The organism is Halomonas sp. Bachu 37 (assembly GCF_039691755.1).
Taxonomy (GTDB): domain Bacteria; phylum Pseudomonadota; class Gammaproteobacteria; order Pseudomonadales; family Halomonadaceae; genus Vreelandella; species Vreelandella kashgarensis.
The window spans coordinates 820568-835883 of record NZ_CP137552.1 but is presented as its reverse complement, the minus strand read 5'-3'; the positions used below and the strand labels follow the sequence as shown (position 1 = coordinate 835883).

Sequence of the window (15316 nt, the reverse complement as noted above, 5' to 3'; positions counted from 1 at the left end):
CTGGCAAACGTTATACCGTGGTTTCGTCAGCATCAGCGCCGCGACCATTGTATGCATGCACGGCAAATTCACCACGGCCGGCACGCCGGGAACCCAGCATATCCAGGGTTTGAGCCATATCCGCACGGCCGGTTTCCCAGCGTTCGCTCAAGGAGCGGCGCGAAAAATCGAAAGCTCGCATCTCGGTATCGTGCTCCACGCGGCCATGGCTGAGCAGTAGCAGCGTGGTCGCGCCGTCGGCTCTGGCACCCTCCTTCAGGGCAGGGGCCAAGGTGGGGTCATCGCGTAGGGCTTCGGGAATGCGTTCGCCAAGCTGACGTAACTGTCGGCGCAGCTCGTGGGTTCGCTCAAGATTCTGCAGTGCTCGCCAGGTCTGGGCCGAAAGCAGCAGCTCCAGCTGGCGATCCACCGCCTGCCCGACGGTTTTCAGGGCGGCGCCGCGACGGCTGAAAAGATCCAGCGCGATACATAACCGGCTCTCCAGGGTCGGTTCTTCCAGTGCCGCCTCCAGCGGCAGATTCGACGCCATGCCGCCATCCACCAGCAGTCGCCCATCGACCTGCGTAGGCGGAAAGAAGGGAAGAAAGCCTCCGCTCGCCAGCAGATGCTCGACGCCAATAGGCGTTTCGGCGGAGTCAAAGCGCACCTCCTCGCCGCTGTGGGCGTCCACGGCCACGATCACCACTCTCAGCTGCCCGTCGTTCAGCCGGTCGAAATCGATCGAGCGCTCCAGGCTCTCGCGCAGGGGAGCGAGATCGTAGATCCCCGCATCCGGGGGCGCACCCGGCAGCCCCGATAGAGCACCCGGTAGGCGCAGACGGTAGAAGGCGGGGCTGCCGAAGAGCAGCGATTGCAGAGCGCGTGACCGATTGACGTGCCATAGCTTGGGCCAACAGGAAGCCCCGAAACCCCAGACACCATCCTGCACCGCGGAATCCCAGAAATCGCGCAAGGCGTCCACGCGCTTTTCGGCAGGGGTGCCGGCGATCAACGCGGCATTGATCGCGCCGGTGGAGACGGCGAATATTTCATCGGGACGCATGCCACGTTCGTGCAGCGTCTCATAGGCTCCGGCTTGGTAGGCACCGAGGGCGTTACCCCCGGACAGGATAAGTGTCGTTCGCTCGGCCATGCGCGCTCCCGTTGCTCTTGTCACTCGCTGCAGCGGATAGCCACAGCAACACGAGTCTTGAGTCTGGTCGACATGCCGGCGGAAGGCGACTTTTTCATCGCCCGCGACGCCTAACCGCTTCGCTGCCGGGTCCTGGCCGTCGCCTGGGCGGTCAGCGGATCTTCCGGCCACGGGTGCTTGGGGTAGCGACCGCGCATCTCCTTGCGCACCTGGGGATAGCCGCTGTTCCAGAAGCTCTCCAGATCGCTTGTGACCTGAAGCGGTCGGCGCGCCGGCGAGAGAAGATGCAGAAGGATCGGCACTCTCCCCTGAACAACGCTCGGGCTTGAACGCCAACCGAACACTTCCTGCAGTTTGACCGCCAGCACCGGCTCGCCGCCTTCGTTGCAGGGCTGGTAATCCACCGCCACTACGGAGCCGCTGGGTACCGCCAAACGCGATGGCGCCAACGTGTCCAGCTCATTTCGCCGGGACCACTCCAGGCTGTCCAGCAGGATGGTTGCCAGCGGCAAGTTATCCACCTCGCTCAGCCAGGTGATGCCGGGCAAATACGGCGCCAGCCAGGTCTCGAGCGTCGCCAACAGCGTCGGCATCGACCAATCTGGCCAGTCTTCGCCCAGCGTCTGGCGCAGCAGGGCGACACGCCCCAGCAGTTGGCGCGCGGACTTGTCCATTGTCAGATGACCGCGCCGACGCAGCGCCTCGATAAGTGCCGCCGTAACGGCTTCCGGGGGCAACGTGTGCAGAGGGCGGCTTGCCAGTACCACCGCCTCCAGCGCCTGTACCTCCTCGCCCACCAGTCGCCCCTGAGAAGATGACCAGGCCAGTCTCGGCTGCCACTGTCGGGTTTCGGGGTACAGACTGCGCAAGCGGGCTTCATTCAGAGCAACGGCCTGGAAAATGCGCGCCTGACTCGGATCGCCATCCAGCTCGACGGCCACGATAATGTCCTGGTGAGCCAAGGCGTGATCCAAAGGTAACGTTGCCAGGCCACCCGCGGCCAGGCGAAAACGCCCCGGTTCCAGGCATTGGGCGACTCGATCGGGATACGCCAGCGCCAGCAACTCACCCAGCGCCCTCTCGCCGCAAGCCTCCAGCTTGACTCCTCCAATCCGCGCCAACCGCCAGGCCTGGGCATGCCATTGAGAATGGCGCTGGGGCTCGTTCATCCGTTGGCGCAGCGCGGAGGCAAGATCCTTGTCGCGGGTCCCTTCGCGGCTTTCCAGCAGGGCCGCCACCTGACACGCCAACGGTGTAGCATCGAAATCAAAGGCGCGCTCGAGCATGACGGCCAGCCGTGGCGATACCGGCCAGCGGCTGCAGCGGCTTCCCAGCGTCGTCAACCGGCCCTGGCGATCCAGCACACCCAAGCGCATCAGCAGCGCGCGACCGGCTTGCCAGGCGCCTTGCGGCGGAGGCGTCATCCAGGTCAGGGCATCGGCACTATTGACGCCCCAGCGCGCCAGTTCGAACACCAGCGAAGAGAGGTCCGCCTGCCGTATTTCCGGTTCGCCGTGAGCCACCAGCGGCTGCTCTTGCGGCCATAGGCGAAAGCAGTGCCCCGGCCCCTGGCGACCGGCCCGCCCCCGCCGCTGATCGGCACTGGCGCGATTGACCCGACGGGTCTCCAACCGCGAGAGCCCGTTACGGGGCTGGAAGGCGGGAACACGCTCGAGGCCGGCATCGACCACGGCCCCGACCCCCTCGACCGTGACACTCGATTCGGCGATGGCGGTGGCCAACACCACCCGCCGCCCCGCTGCCGGCCGCAATGCCTCGCGCTGCCGGGCCAGAGGCAAACGACCGTGCAAAGGCTGGATACAGACCTCCGGCATGCGTGCATCAAGCGCTTGTGCCAGGCGTTCGATCTCCGCCACCCCCGGCAGAATCACCAGCACGTCACCGGCGCCCGTTTCCACGGCCTCCACCACTACCTCGGCCTGCTGCATGGCGCTATCGGCGAGCCTTGACGGGTTTCTCGTCCCGCTCCGAGACAAGGGGCGATAGTGCGTGGTCACCGGAAACTGCCGCCCTTCGCACTCGATCAGCGGCGTACGCTCGCCCAGCACGTTCAGCAACGCCGAGGTATCGAGGGTCGCCGACATGACCAGCAGGCGCAGCTCGTCGCGCAGGCCCTGCTGAATATCCAGCGCTAGCGCCAGACCGAGATCCGCTTCCAGGCTGCGTTCGTGGAATTCATCAAAGATGATGCCCGCCACGCCATCGAGCAGCGGATCATCCTGCAACAGGCGAGTCAGGACGCCCTGGGTTACCACTTCCAACCGCGTGTTCGGCCCCACGCGGCTTTCACCGCGCATGCGATAGCCCACCGTCTCGCCGACTTCCTCGCCAAGCGATGCGGCCATGAAGCCCGCCGCCAGCCGCGCGGCCACTCGCCGTGGTTCCAGCAGCAGCAACTTGCCGCCCGCGCACCACGGCTCATCGAGCAGAGCCAAGGGCACCCGGGTGGTTTTCCCGGCACCGGGCTGGGCCACGAGAAGAACACGGCTATGCTCGCCTAGCGCTTGCCGGATAGCGCCAAGACGCGCCTCGATCGGCAAGGCATCGCTCATTGCGGATGGACTCCGCACCCTTTCAGGATCACCGTGACCAGGAACTGAGTGATGTCTTCCAGATCGTCGGTGGAAAGCGCGTCACGGCCGGTGATCCCCAGTACCTGAGCGCTGTAGTCGGTATAGTGCTGGGTGGCCGACCAGATCAGAAAGATCAGCCAATAGGGATCGACCGCGTCCATCTTGCCCTGGTCGCTCCACTGGCGAATGATGGCGGCGCGCTCCTGGGTCCACTGGCGCAACTCACCGCTCAGGTACTCGGCGAGAAACGGTGCCCCGGCAAGAATTTCCGCCGCGAACAACTTTGATCCTTCGGGATAGCGCTGCCCCAGCACCATCTTGGTGCGAATAAAATGGCGCAGCACCTCGGCCGGGTCGCTTTCCGGCGTGATGTCCTCGAGTACCGCATTCCAGCGCTGCATCATGCGATTGAGCAGGCGCACATACAGCGCCTGCTTGCTGCCCATGTAATACAGCACGTTGGCCTTGGGCAGCCCGGCCGCGTCGGCAATGGCCTGAAGGCTGGCACCACGATACCCGTGGCGGGCGAATACCTTTTCCGCCGCGCCGAGAATAGCCTGCTCGGTGCGCTCACGCGTGCCTGTTTCCGATGTTGGGGGCGACACTGTCATTCACGGCTCCACACAAAGTCCAAGTTCAGCACACCGCATCACCCTCGGCATTGCCCTGTTTCGGCGCAAAAAAGCTGTAGACACTCCACGAAAGTACATCCATTCACCACTTGCAAGCCGCGGCATTTTGTCTCAAGCTCAAGCAACTTGACCAATCGGTCAGCAAGATTCAGCGGGAGTCCGGCATGGCGACAATTGACTTTTTACTCAATGGGGAGGCCCGGCAATGCGACGTTTCCCCCGATACCAGCGTATTGGAATTGCTGCGTGACCAGCTGGGTTACACCGGCACCAAGGAGGGTTGCGCTTCCGGCGACTGCGGCGCCTGCACCGTCGCCATCGGCTCGACCTCCCCGGAAGGGAAGGTACATTATCACAGCGCCAACGGCTGCATCACCCCGGCCCATCAGCTTCAGGGGCGCTCGCTGGTGAGCGTGGAGGGCCTGGCACAAGGCCAGCGGCTGCACCCGGCCCAGGCCGCCATGGTCGATTGCCACGGCAGCCAGTGCGGTTTCTGCACGCCGGGTATCGTGATGTCGCTGTTCACCCTGCATGAAAGCCATTCACGACAACCCGCGCCGCTGACCCCGGAGCGCCTCGAAGCGGCCCTAGGCGGCAACCTCTGCCGCTGTACCGGCTATCGCCCCATTCGCGACGCCGCGCTGAGTATGGCGGAGTATGCAACCGAGCGCCCCGCCTGGCTCGATGTCGCGCCTAAAGACGCAGCATCGGCAGGTCTCGCCAGCCCTGCCACGAATACCAGTTCCGCTTTCTTCCAGCCCCGCAGCCTCGATGAGCTCGTTCAGCTGCGCCGGGATCGGCCCCAGGCGCGCCTGGTCGCCGGCGCCACCGACCTGTGGCTGGAAAGCACCCAACGGCTCACGATACTCGACCAGCTGATCGACGTGTCCCGCGTCGAAGAGCTGCTGGGCATCGAAGAGACAACCCACGAGGATCGCCCGGGCTGGTGGATCGGCGCCGCGGTGACGTACTCCCGCCTGCAGCCACTGTTCGAGGAGCACCTGCCGGCTTTCGCCCACTTGCTGCATCGGCTCGGCTCCGCCCAGGTTCGCAACCGCGGCACGCTCGGCGGCAATATCGCCAATGCCTCGCCGATCGGCGATTGCCCCCCGGTGCTGCTGGCGCTGGGCGCCAAGCTGCAGCTCGCCTCGTCGCAGGGCACGCGCATTATCGAGCTGGAAGAATTCTTCCTCGACTACAAGCGTACCGCCTTGGGCGAAGACGAGGTCATCGCGAGCATCTTCGTGCCGCGTCTCGCCGCCAATGAAACTCTCAAGGTATGGAAGCTCTCCAAGCGCCGGGAGGACGATATTTCCGCCGTCCTCGGCGCCTTCCGCTATCGCCATGAGGATGGCGCGCTGCACGCGGTACGCGTGGCATTCGGTGGTATGGCGGCCATACCCAAGCGGGCGATGGCAACCGAACGCTGTCTTGACGGTCAACCTGTCAGCGCCGACGTTTTCAGTGCCGCCAAGCGGGCCATGAGCGAAGATTTCCAGCCCATGAGTGATGTTCGTGGAAGCGCCGAATACCGCAACCTGGCGGCGGCCAACCTGCTCGAACGCCTCTACCTGACCCTTTCCACACCCGATCAGGAGGTCATGCTCCATGCGTACGCTCACTAAAGTGGATGGCACCAGCAGCCGTGCGCGGGAGGAACTCCACGACCGCATCAAGGGCTCCTCGCCTCTGGCCCGCCATACCGTGGACGTTCATGGCAACCAGCACGCCGGCAGCTCCGGCTTCCACGAAAGCGCGGTCAAGCACGTCACCGGCAAGGCGGCGTACATCGACGATTTGAAGATTCCCGCCGATGGCCTGCATGTCGCCCTCGGCCTCTCGCCGGTGGCCCACGGTCGGCTGACCAAACTCGACCTCGAAGCGCTCAAGCGCGACCCCGATGTGGTCGATGTCATCACCTTCAAGGAAGTCCCCGGCCATACCGATATCGGCCCGGTATTTCCCGGCGATCCGATCTTCGTCGACGAGGAGATCAGCTATGCCGGACAGTGTCTTTTCGCCGTCGCCGCACGCAGCTACAAGGCAGCGAGACAGGCCGTGCAGCGCGCGGTGGTGGAAATCGACGAGCAGCCGGCGAGCCTTGACCCGGTAGCCGCCGCCGAACGCGAGGAGTTCGTGCGCCCCACCCATGTGCAGGAGCGCGGTAACTGGAAACTGGCGCTGGGTCAGGCAAGCCTGCAGATCGAAGGCGAGCAGTTCGTCGGCGGTCAGGAGCATTTCTATCTCGAAGGCCAGGCCTGCGTGGTGCATCCCACCGAAGATGAAGGCGTGGTGGTGCATACCTCCAACCAGCACCCCAGCGAAACCCAGAAGCTGGTCGCCGAAGTGCTCGACATTCCCTTCCACGCCGTTACCGTCGAGGTCCGGCGCATGGGCGGCGGCTTCGGCGGCAAGGAGACCCAGGCCTCGCCCTGGGCCTGCATCGCCGCGATCATCGCCCGGCGCACCGGCCGCAGCGTGCGCCTGCGCCTGCCTCGCAGCGAGGACATGCGCGCCACCGGCAAGCGCCACCCCTTCCATAACCGCTACCATCTGGGCATCGACGAGCAAGGCGTGATCCAGGGCGGCGAGATTACCGTCATTGGCGACTGCGGCTACTCGCCGGATCTCTCCGACGCGATCGTCGACCGGGCGATGTTCCACTCGGACAACGCCTACTCCTTGGGCGAAGCCCGAGTTACGGGACATCGCGCCCGTACCCATACCGCCTCCAACACGGCCTTTCGCGGTTTCGGCGGCCCCCAGGGCATGATGGCGATCGAAGCCGCCATGGACGACATCGCCCGCCGCGTGGGCGAAGACCCGCTGACCATCCGCAAGCGCAACCTGTACCGGCCGGGCCGGGACGTTACCCATTACGGCCAGAAGGTGGACCAGACCACCCTTCTGCACGAATTGATCGAACAGCTGGAAACCAGCAGCGAGTACTGGCAGCGCCGCCGCGACATTGCCGACTTCAACGGCGCAAGTCCCATCATCAAGAAAGGCCTGGCGCTGACGCCGGTGAAGTTCGGTATCTCGTTCACCGCCCAGCACCTCAACCAGGCGGGCGCCCTGCTGCACATCTATACCGACGGCAGCGTGATGATCAACCATGGCGGCACGGAAATGGGCCAGGGCCTGCACACCAAGATCTGCCAGGTGGTAGCCCGCGAGCTGGGGCTCGACCTCAGCCAAGTGCGCATCACCGCCACGCGCACCGACAAGGTGCCCAATACCTCGCCCACGGCGGCCTCCAGCGGCGCCGACCTGAACGGCATGGCCGCCCGCGACGCCGCCGGCAAGCTACGCCGCCGCCTGTTCGATTTCGCCGCGCAACATTTCGGTGAATCGCTGGGAGGGCTCGACCGCGAAGGCATGCGTCTGGAAAACGGCGAACTGGTGGCGGGCCATGGCGAGAGCGAGCGCCGCATCGCCTGGGGCGAACTGGTGCAGAGCGCCTATCTCAATCGCGTCTCGCTTTCGGAAAAGGGCTTCTACGCCACGCCGCTGATTCACTACGACCGCGCCGTCGGCCAGGGCCGCCCCTTCTATTACTACGCGTTCGGGGCCGCCGTGGCCGAAGTCAGCGTGGACACCCTGAGCGGCGAATACCAGGTGGACCGGGTGGACGTACTGCACGACGTGGGCGACTCCCTCAACCCGTCGATCGACCTGGGCCAGATCGAGGGCGCCTTCATCCAGGGCATGGGCTGGCTGACCAGCGAAGAGCTGAAGTGGAACGAGGCCGGGCGCTTGATCAGCGATGGCCCCGCCACCTATAAGATCCCCACGTTCGGCGACCTGCCGCCGGTATTCAACGTGGCGTTGATGGAGGGCCATCCCAACTCGATGGCCAGCCTCTATCGCTCCAAGGCGGTCGGCGAACCCCCGTTCATGCTGGGCATCAGTGTGTGGTCGGCGTTGAGAGACGCCCTCGCCAGCCTGACGGATTATCATGAATCACCACGCCTGGACACGCCCGCCACTCCCGAGCGGGTGTTGATGGCGGCACAGGCACTACGCGAACGTTCGAGGCAAGTGTCGTGACAACGGGCCAGGCTCATCTCGACCCGCAGCAGAGCTGGCACGCAGCGCTGCACCGCCTGCAGCAGCAAGGCGAGCCGCATGTGCTGATCACCCAGGTCACCAGCGCCGGCTCCACCCCCCGCGAACCCGGCGCGCGCATGGTGGTGACCGCCACTCACGTCTACGACACCCTGGGCGGCGGCACCTTCGAGTGGCAGGCTATCGCCATCGCCCGTGAACGCCTGGCCGCAGGCGAGGCCGGCATCAGCCTGGAAGCGTTCTCCCTGGGCGGGCGTAGCGGCCAGTGTTGTGGCGGCTTCGTCAATCTGCTGATCGACGTGTTTCCCGGCGCACCGGTTACGCTTGCGCTTTTCGGCGCGGGACATGTCGGCCGATGGATCGCCAATCTTGCCGCTCCGCTGCCCTGGAAACTACTGTGGCACGATAGCCGGGTTGAGGCCTTCCCAGCACAAGCGGCCCACCAACCCAGGCTCGAGTGCCGCCATGCGCCCCGTCCCGAGGATGCCGTGGCGGCGCTTCCCGCCCAGGTACATGCCTTGGTCTTGACCCACGACCATGGCGAGGACTACCAGCTGCTCAAGGCCTTGCTGGCGCGTGGCGACTACGCTTCTCTCGGCTTGATCGGTTCCGCCAGCAAATGGGCGAGCTTTCGCTCACGCCTGGCGCGGGAAGGATTCAGCGCCGCCGCACTCGACCGGGTACGCTGTCCGATCGGTGTGGGGCCAAACGGTCACAAGAGCGCCGACAAGACGCCCTACGCCATCGCCCTGGCGACGGTCGCGGAGCTGCTGTTCTTGACTGATATCGCCGCCGAAGCCGCCGACAGTGCCGCACCCTCCGGCGCGCGCGGTGTTGCGCCACAGGCCCTGCGCCAGGCGTTGTCTTTTCCGAACGACTCCCCAATAACTTCCGCTGACTGATTATCCCGAGACATCATGACGACACTTTCTCAAGACGGGACCTCCCGCGACACCCTGCTGCGCGCCGAGCTGCTGAGTTTCAACCGCGACCCCGGCGAAGGCGACATGCCGAGCCCCGGCAGCCTCGAGCATTACGAGGACGGCTTGCTGTGGCTGAGAGATGGCCGCGTTCATGCCATCGGTGACTACGCCACCCTCGCCGCTGAACTACCTGCCGACTGCCGGGTGGAAGATTATCGGGGCAAGCTGATCATGCCCGGCTTTATCGATACCCATGTCCACTACGTACAACTGGATATCATCGCCTCTTACGGGCGCCAGCTGCTCGACTGGCTGAACGAGTACACCTTCCCCGAAGAGTGTCGTTTCGCCGAGCAGGCGCACGCGCAGTCCATCGCCGAGGCGTTTCTCGATGAGCAGCTCCGGGTCGGCACCACCACCGCCCAGGTCTTCGGCTCCAGCCACCCCGGTTCCATGGACGCCTTCTTCAGCGCGTGCCGGGCGCGTGACCTGCGCATGATCGCAGGCAAGGTACTGATGGACCGCCATGCCCCCGACGCCCTGCTGGACGGCGCCACCGGCATTGCCGACAGCGAACGCTTGATTGCCGACTGGCATGGCAAGGGCCGCCTGGGCTACAGCGTGACGCCGCGCTTCGCCCCCACCTCCACCCGGGCACAATTGGACGCCGCCGGCGGCCTGTTGCGCAACGACGCAACACTCTGGATGCAAACCCACCTGGCGGAAAACCCCGGCGAACTGGACTGGGTGGCTGAGCTTTACCCCGGCAGCCCGGACTACCTGGCCGTCTACGAGGAGTCCGGCCTGGTCGGCCCGCGCAGCACCTTCGCCCACGGCATTCACCTCGACAATGCCATGCGTACCCGCCTGGCCGAGCGCGGCGCCAACATCGCCTTCTGCCCCAGCTCCAACCTGTTCCTGGGCAGCGGCCTGTTCGACCGCCACGCCGCCCGGGAAACCGGCATGGCCTTCACCTACGCCAGCGACATCGGCGCGGGCACCGACCTTTCGGGCTTCGCCACCCTCAAGGCGGCCTACCAGGTCGGCCAGCTCAAGGGCCAGCCGCTGACCGCCTGGCAGGGATTCTACGGCCTGACCCTGGGCAACGCCTCGGCACTTTCGCTGGATGAGCATATCGGCCGCCTGGCCGTCGGCAAGGAGGCGGACTTCGTCATCCTCGATGAAAGCGCCACGCCGCTTCTGGCGCGCCGAACCGCTCGCTGTACTACGCTGGGAGAACGCCTGTTCGCACTGATGATGCTCGCCGACGACCGCGCCGTGGCGGAAACCTGGGCGGGCGGCACGCGCCGGCATCAACGCGGCTAGGCCGGGCTCGTCCTTTTCAACGGCTTTCCTCAAAAGGAGCTTCCCATGGCTGCACGTTCGCTCGTCGTTCCGCTATCGCTCACCCTCGCCGCCCTGTCGCCGCTGGCGCAGGCCCAAGACCAAGACCAAGACCAAGAGTTTTCACCCGCTGGAAAGGATGTGAACTACACCGCCGGAGACGAGAACTTCGAGGGATATCTAGCCCAGGCCGAGGGAGACGCCAAGGGCACTATCCTGATTATCCACGACTGGGACGGCCTCGACGATTACGAACGCCAACGGGCGGATATGCTTGCCGAAAAGGGTTTTGATGCCTTTGCGCTGGACCTGTTCGGCCAGGGCAACCGGCCCCAGGCCACCGAGGACAAGAAGGCGGCCACCAACCGGCTTTATGAAAATCGCGAGCGGATGCGCGAGCTGACTCTCGCCGGTCTGGAGCAGGCGCGCCAGCAAGGCGCCGCTGAGGCCACCGTGGTGATGGGCTACTGCTTCGGCGGTACCGCCGCGCTGGAATTCGCCCGCTGGGGCGAGGCGGAGAACATTCAGGGCTACACCAGTTTCCATGGCGGCCTGGATATCCCCGAAGGGCAAGAGTACGGCGACGACACGGCGCCGATCTTCGTGGCCCACGGCGGCGCGGATGAAATGGTCAGCATGGAGGATGTGGCGCAACTGGCCACCAATCTGGAAGAGCGCGGCATTACCTACGAGATCGGCGTCTATTCCGGAGCGCCCCACGCCTTCAGCGTCTTCGGCAGCGACGCCTACCACGAACGCGCCGACCAGCGCTCCTGGGATACGTTTATGGAGTTTCTGGGAGAAATTATGTAATGGGATGCTGCCTATCTTAATGTCAGACAAAACGCCAGCGGCCGGCAAAATGCCGGCCGCTGTTGATCATACTAGAAAAAAATATCAGCCTTCATTGAGGAGCCACATACTTTTTACATCCGCGAAGCTCTTCAATATTATTCTTGAGGTTATTAAATTCGCAGCCCCACGACCCATTATTAGAATCTCTTGTCCATTCGATCGTACCGGCTGTGCCAGTAGCGTGTACTCCATCAGTAAAGGTAAAAGTTAAGTCAGGAGTACTCCAGGCTACAGTACCCAGCTCTTTGTCTACATTACCTGAGTCATCGGCTCCAGAAAGACTTATTTCACTACTATCTTGCGTTAACCCTTGCGTATAGATCTGGTCATCAATTTCAGTTTTATAAGCACTTACCATTGATAATGCGGAGGAGGCCTCAGCACGTGCGATGTAATTCTGATATTGAGGTATACCGATTGCAGCCAAAACACCAATGATCGCGACGACGATCATCAGTTCGATCAAGGTGAAACCGCCTTGGCGGGTGTTGCGTGTGTGGCTGGTTTGGGTGTGCTGCATGGCAATGCTCCTGGGCGGGAAATTATCGAGCTGCATGGCGATGCAGCATTAGGTTCATGATCGTTACAGTAGCTTACGCTTAGTCATTACTCAAGCACTTCACTAACCTTTATCGGCTGGTGAAAAACAGTCTTTAGAAATAATATTGAATCACGCTCACCATGTTGGGATGACCAGCTTTGTGGTACAAGGTACCTACAAAACGCTTACGTGTTTCAAGGTATCCAATGAGCCAACCGTCCTACCAGTCCACGCTCAGCCATGCCGCCGCGCGCGGCGGGCTGCGCGGTGTCGCCCAGCGCCTGGTCAAGCACGGCCTGCTGACCGAGGCCCAGGCCGCCACGGCGGAAGCCGCCGCTATCGAGCAAGACCTGTCTCTTTTGGAATTCGTCGTCGAAAGCGGCCAGGTGGACCCCGGCGAAGCCGCCGTGGCGGCGGGCTGGGAGTACGGTTTGCCGGTGGTGGCTCTGGACAGCCTGCGCCTCGATTCCCTGCCCCCCGCGGCGGATTATCCGGTCAAGGTGTTGCGCCGCTTGAATGTGGTGCCGCTGGCTCGCCACGGTCACCGCTTGACCGTGGCGGTGCCCTACCCCGCGACCCTGACCCAGCTCGATGAATTGCAGTTCGCTACCGGCTTGAGCGTCGAGGGGGTGCTCGCTCCGGTGGACCAGCTCACCACCGCGCTGGAGAGCTACCTGGCGCAGAACGAGCGCAGCATGCTCGACGAGCTCGAAGACGTCGACGATGCGGTCGGCTCAATAAATGTCATGCATACTGCCGACGGCGAGGAAGTGCCGCTGGAGGAGAGCTCGCAGGACAGCGATGACGCACCGATCGTCAAGTTCGTCAACAAGATCATGCTCGACGCCATCCGCCGGGGCGCCTCGGATATTCACTTCGAGCCCTACGAGACCCACTACCGGGTGCGCTTTCGCGTGGATGGCATGCTGATCGAGGTGGCACGCCCGCCCTTCGCCATGCGCGCACGCATCGCGGCACGTCTGAAGATCATGTCCCGGCTGGATATTTCCGAGCGACGCCTGCCCCAGGATGGCGCCATCAAGCTCAAGCTTTCGCGCACCCGCTCGCTGGATTTTCGCGTCAACTCGCTGCCCACCGTGTACGGCGAGAAGATCGTGCTGCGGATACTCGACCCCGCCGCCGCCCAGATGGGCATCGACCAGCTGGGCTTTACCGAGCCCCAGCGCCTGCACTACGAAGCCGCGCTCAGACAACCCCAGGGCATGATCCTGGTCACCGGGCCGACGGGTAGCGGCAAGACCGTTTCGCTGTACACCGGCATCAATATCCTCAACCAGGTGGAGCGCAATATCTGCACGGCGGAAGATCCGGTGGAGATCAAGGTAGCCGGCATCAACCAGGTCAATGTGCTGCCCAAGATCGGGCTGGATTTCGCCAGCGCCTTGCGCGCCTTCCTGCGCCAGGACCCGGACGTGGTGATGGTGGGCGAGATACGCGACCTGGAAACCGCCGATATCGCCGTCAAGGCGTCCCAGACCGGCCACCTGGTGTTGTCCACGGTGCATACCAACTCCGCGGCGGAAACCTTGACCCGCCTGGCCAATATGGGCGTTTCTTCGTTCAATATCGCCAGTTCGGTGAGCCTGATCATCGCCCAGCGCCTGGCGCGCAAGCTGTGCAAACACTGCAAGGAGCCGGCGGATATTCCCCACGAGGCGCTGCAACGGGAAGGCTTTACCGCCGACGAGATCGGCAATGCCAAGATCTTTCGGCCGGTGGGCTGCAAGCAGTGTACCCATGGCTACAAGGGCCGGGTGGGGGTTTACGAGGTGGTGCCGATTACCGATGACATGCGCCACCTGGTGTTGTGCAACGCCAACTCGATGGAAATCGACGAGCAGGCACGCAAGGAGGGTTATCCCAGCCTGCACCGCAGCGGCTTGCTCAAGGTAATGGAGGGCATTACCAGCCTGGAAGAGATCAACCGGGTCACCAAGGAGTAAGCAATGGCCAAGGCCAAGCGTCAACGTGACGATACCATCAAGCTGTTTCGCTGGAAGTGGTCAGGCAAGGGGCCGGGGGATCGCGCCATCAACGGGGAGATGATCGGTCGCACCAAGGCCGAAGTCTCCGCCGAGTTGCGCAAGCAGAACATCACCGTGCGCCGGGTCAGCAAGAAAGGCGGCATAGGCGGCTCGGGGCGCATCACGCCCAAGGATGTGATGGTATTCGCCCGCCAGATGGCCACCATGATTCGTGCGGGTATTCCTTTGCTGCAGGCGTTTCAGGTAGTGGCGGAAAGCCTGAAGAAACCCGCCATGGCGGCGATCGTCCAGCAGATGATGAACGAAGTATCCGCCGGCTCGAGTTTCTCCGATGCGTTGCGCCGCCACCCCAAGCATTTCGATCGGCTGTTCACCAATCTCGTCGCGGCAGGCGAACAGGCCGGGGCGCTGGACAAGATGCTCGACCGGGTGGCGATCTACAAGGAAAAAGTCGAATCGCTCAAATCGAGGGTCAAGAAGGCGCTGTGGTACCCGGCGGCGGTACTGGCGATCGGTTTTTGCGTCACTCTGCTGCTGTTGATCAAGGTAGTGCCGGAGTTCGAGAGCATGTTCAACAGCTTCGGGGCGGAGCTGCCGGCACTGACGCAGCTGACGGTGCATCTTTCCGAGCTCGCCCAGCGCTACTGGTTGTATGTTATCGGCGGTCTTGCCGCTGCCGTGCTGCTGCTGCGGGAGGGAGCCAAGCGCTCCCCGAAACTGGCGTACCGCCTGCATTCACTGCTGCTGCGTTTTCCGGTGATCGGCGATATCATCGACAAGTCCTCTGTCGCCCGCTTCGCCCGCACCCTGGCCACCACGTTCGCTTCCGGCGTCCCCTTGGTGGAGGGGCTCGATACCGCCGCGGGCGCTACCGGCAACAAGGTCTACGAACGCGCGGTGGAGCAGGTTCGCCACGACGTGGCCACCGGTCAGCAACTGCATTTCTCGATGCGCATGACCAATCGCTTTCCCGCCCTGGCGGTGCAGATGGTCAGCATCGGCGAGGAAGCGGGTTCACTCGATGCCATGCTCAACCGGGTCGCCGATTATTACGAGGAGGAGGTCGACAACAAGGTGGACGCGCTTACCTCGCTGCTGGAGCCCTTGATCATCGTGGTGCTGGGTGTGCTGGTCGGCGGCGTGGTGGTATCGATGTACCTGCCGATCTTCAATCTGGGCTCTGCCATATAAGGCTTCCACGACTCTTGGCCCCCTAAGACT

11 protein-coding genes are annotated in these 15316 nt (G+C 63.7%); 7 read left to right on the top strand and 4 right to left on the bottom strand.

Annotation, left to right across the window (positions count from 1 at the left end; all coding sequences use genetic code 11):
- Positions 1-10 precede the first annotated feature (10 nt).
- From R5M92_RS03750 to R5M92_RS03740, 3 genes are all read right to left on the bottom strand, one after another.
- Positions 11-1132: a patatin-like phospholipase family protein gene (locus R5M92_RS03750; RefSeq protein WP_346797969.1), complete on the bottom strand. Its 1122-nt coding sequence runs from the start codon at positions 1130-1132 to the stop codon at positions 11-13.
- A 110-nt stretch (positions 1133-1242) separates the two neighbouring features.
- Positions 1243-3705: an ATP-dependent helicase HrpB gene (hrpB, locus tag R5M92_RS03745; protein WP_346797967.1), complete on the bottom strand. Its 2463-nt coding sequence runs from the start codon at positions 3703-3705 to the stop codon at positions 1243-1245.
- Entirely contained in the window at positions 3702-4337 is a 636-nt protein-coding gene (locus R5M92_RS03740) for a TetR/AcrR family transcriptional regulator (protein WP_346797965.1), read from the bottom strand. The genes hrpB and R5M92_RS03740 overlap by 4 nt, the downstream gene beginning before the upstream one ends.
- 185 nt (positions 4338-4522) lie before the next feature.
- Between R5M92_RS03740 and xdhA the strand changes: the two genes are divergently transcribed.
- The 5 genes from xdhA to R5M92_RS03715 are packed head-to-tail and all read left to right on the top strand — an operon-like array spanning position 4523 to position 11506.
- A complete protein-coding gene (gene xdhA / locus R5M92_RS03735) occupies positions 4523-5983 on the top strand; it encodes a xanthine dehydrogenase small subunit (RefSeq protein WP_346797964.1) in 1461 nt (486 codons plus the stop codon).
- Complete coding sequence (gene xdhB / locus R5M92_RS03730; RefSeq protein ID WP_346797962.1) at positions 5967-8408, top strand: xanthine dehydrogenase molybdopterin binding subunit; 2442 nt, start codon at positions 5967-5969, stop codon at positions 8406-8408. Before xdhA ends, xdhB begins: the two co-directional genes overlap by 17 nt.
- Positions 8405-9328 carry a xanthine dehydrogenase accessory protein XdhC gene (gene xdhC / locus R5M92_RS03725; RefSeq protein ID WP_346797960.1) on the top strand — a complete coding sequence of 308 codons (924 nt, stop codon included), beginning with the start codon at positions 8405-8407 and terminating at the stop codon, positions 9326-9328. Before xdhB ends, xdhC begins: the two co-directional genes overlap by 4 nt.
- A gap of 15 nt (positions 9329-9343) precedes the next feature.
- Positions 9344-10675: a guanine deaminase gene (guaD, locus tag R5M92_RS03720; RefSeq protein WP_346797959.1), complete on the top strand. Its 1332-nt coding sequence runs from the start codon at positions 9344-9346 to the stop codon at positions 10673-10675.
- A gap of 45 nt (positions 10676-10720) precedes the next feature.
- Positions 10721-11506 carry a dienelactone hydrolase family protein gene (locus R5M92_RS03715; RefSeq protein WP_346797957.1) on the top strand — a complete coding sequence of 262 codons (786 nt, stop codon included), beginning with the start codon at positions 10721-10723 and terminating at the stop codon, positions 11504-11506.
- 91 nt (positions 11507-11597) lie between these two features.
- Here the strand turns inward: R5M92_RS03715 and R5M92_RS03710 are convergent, their stop codons facing one another.
- Entirely contained in the window at positions 11598-12068 is a 471-nt protein-coding gene (locus tag R5M92_RS03710; protein ID WP_346797955.1) for a pilin, read from the bottom strand.
- Positions 12069-12295: 227 nt separating this feature from the next.
- On the opposite strand from R5M92_RS03710, the gene pilB reads away from it, so the two are divergent.
- Both pilB and R5M92_RS03700 read left to right on the top strand, forming a co-directional pair.
- Complete coding sequence (gene pilB / locus R5M92_RS03705) at positions 12296-14053, top strand: type IV-A pilus assembly ATPase PilB (protein ID WP_346797954.1); 1758 nt, start codon at positions 12296-12298, stop codon at positions 14051-14053.
- A gap of 3 nt (positions 14054-14056) precedes the next feature.
- Positions 14057-15286: a type II secretion system F family protein gene (locus R5M92_RS03700; RefSeq protein WP_346797952.1), complete on the top strand. Its 1230-nt coding sequence runs from the start codon at positions 14057-14059 to the stop codon at positions 15284-15286.
- Positions 15287-15316: the final 30 nt, after the last annotated feature.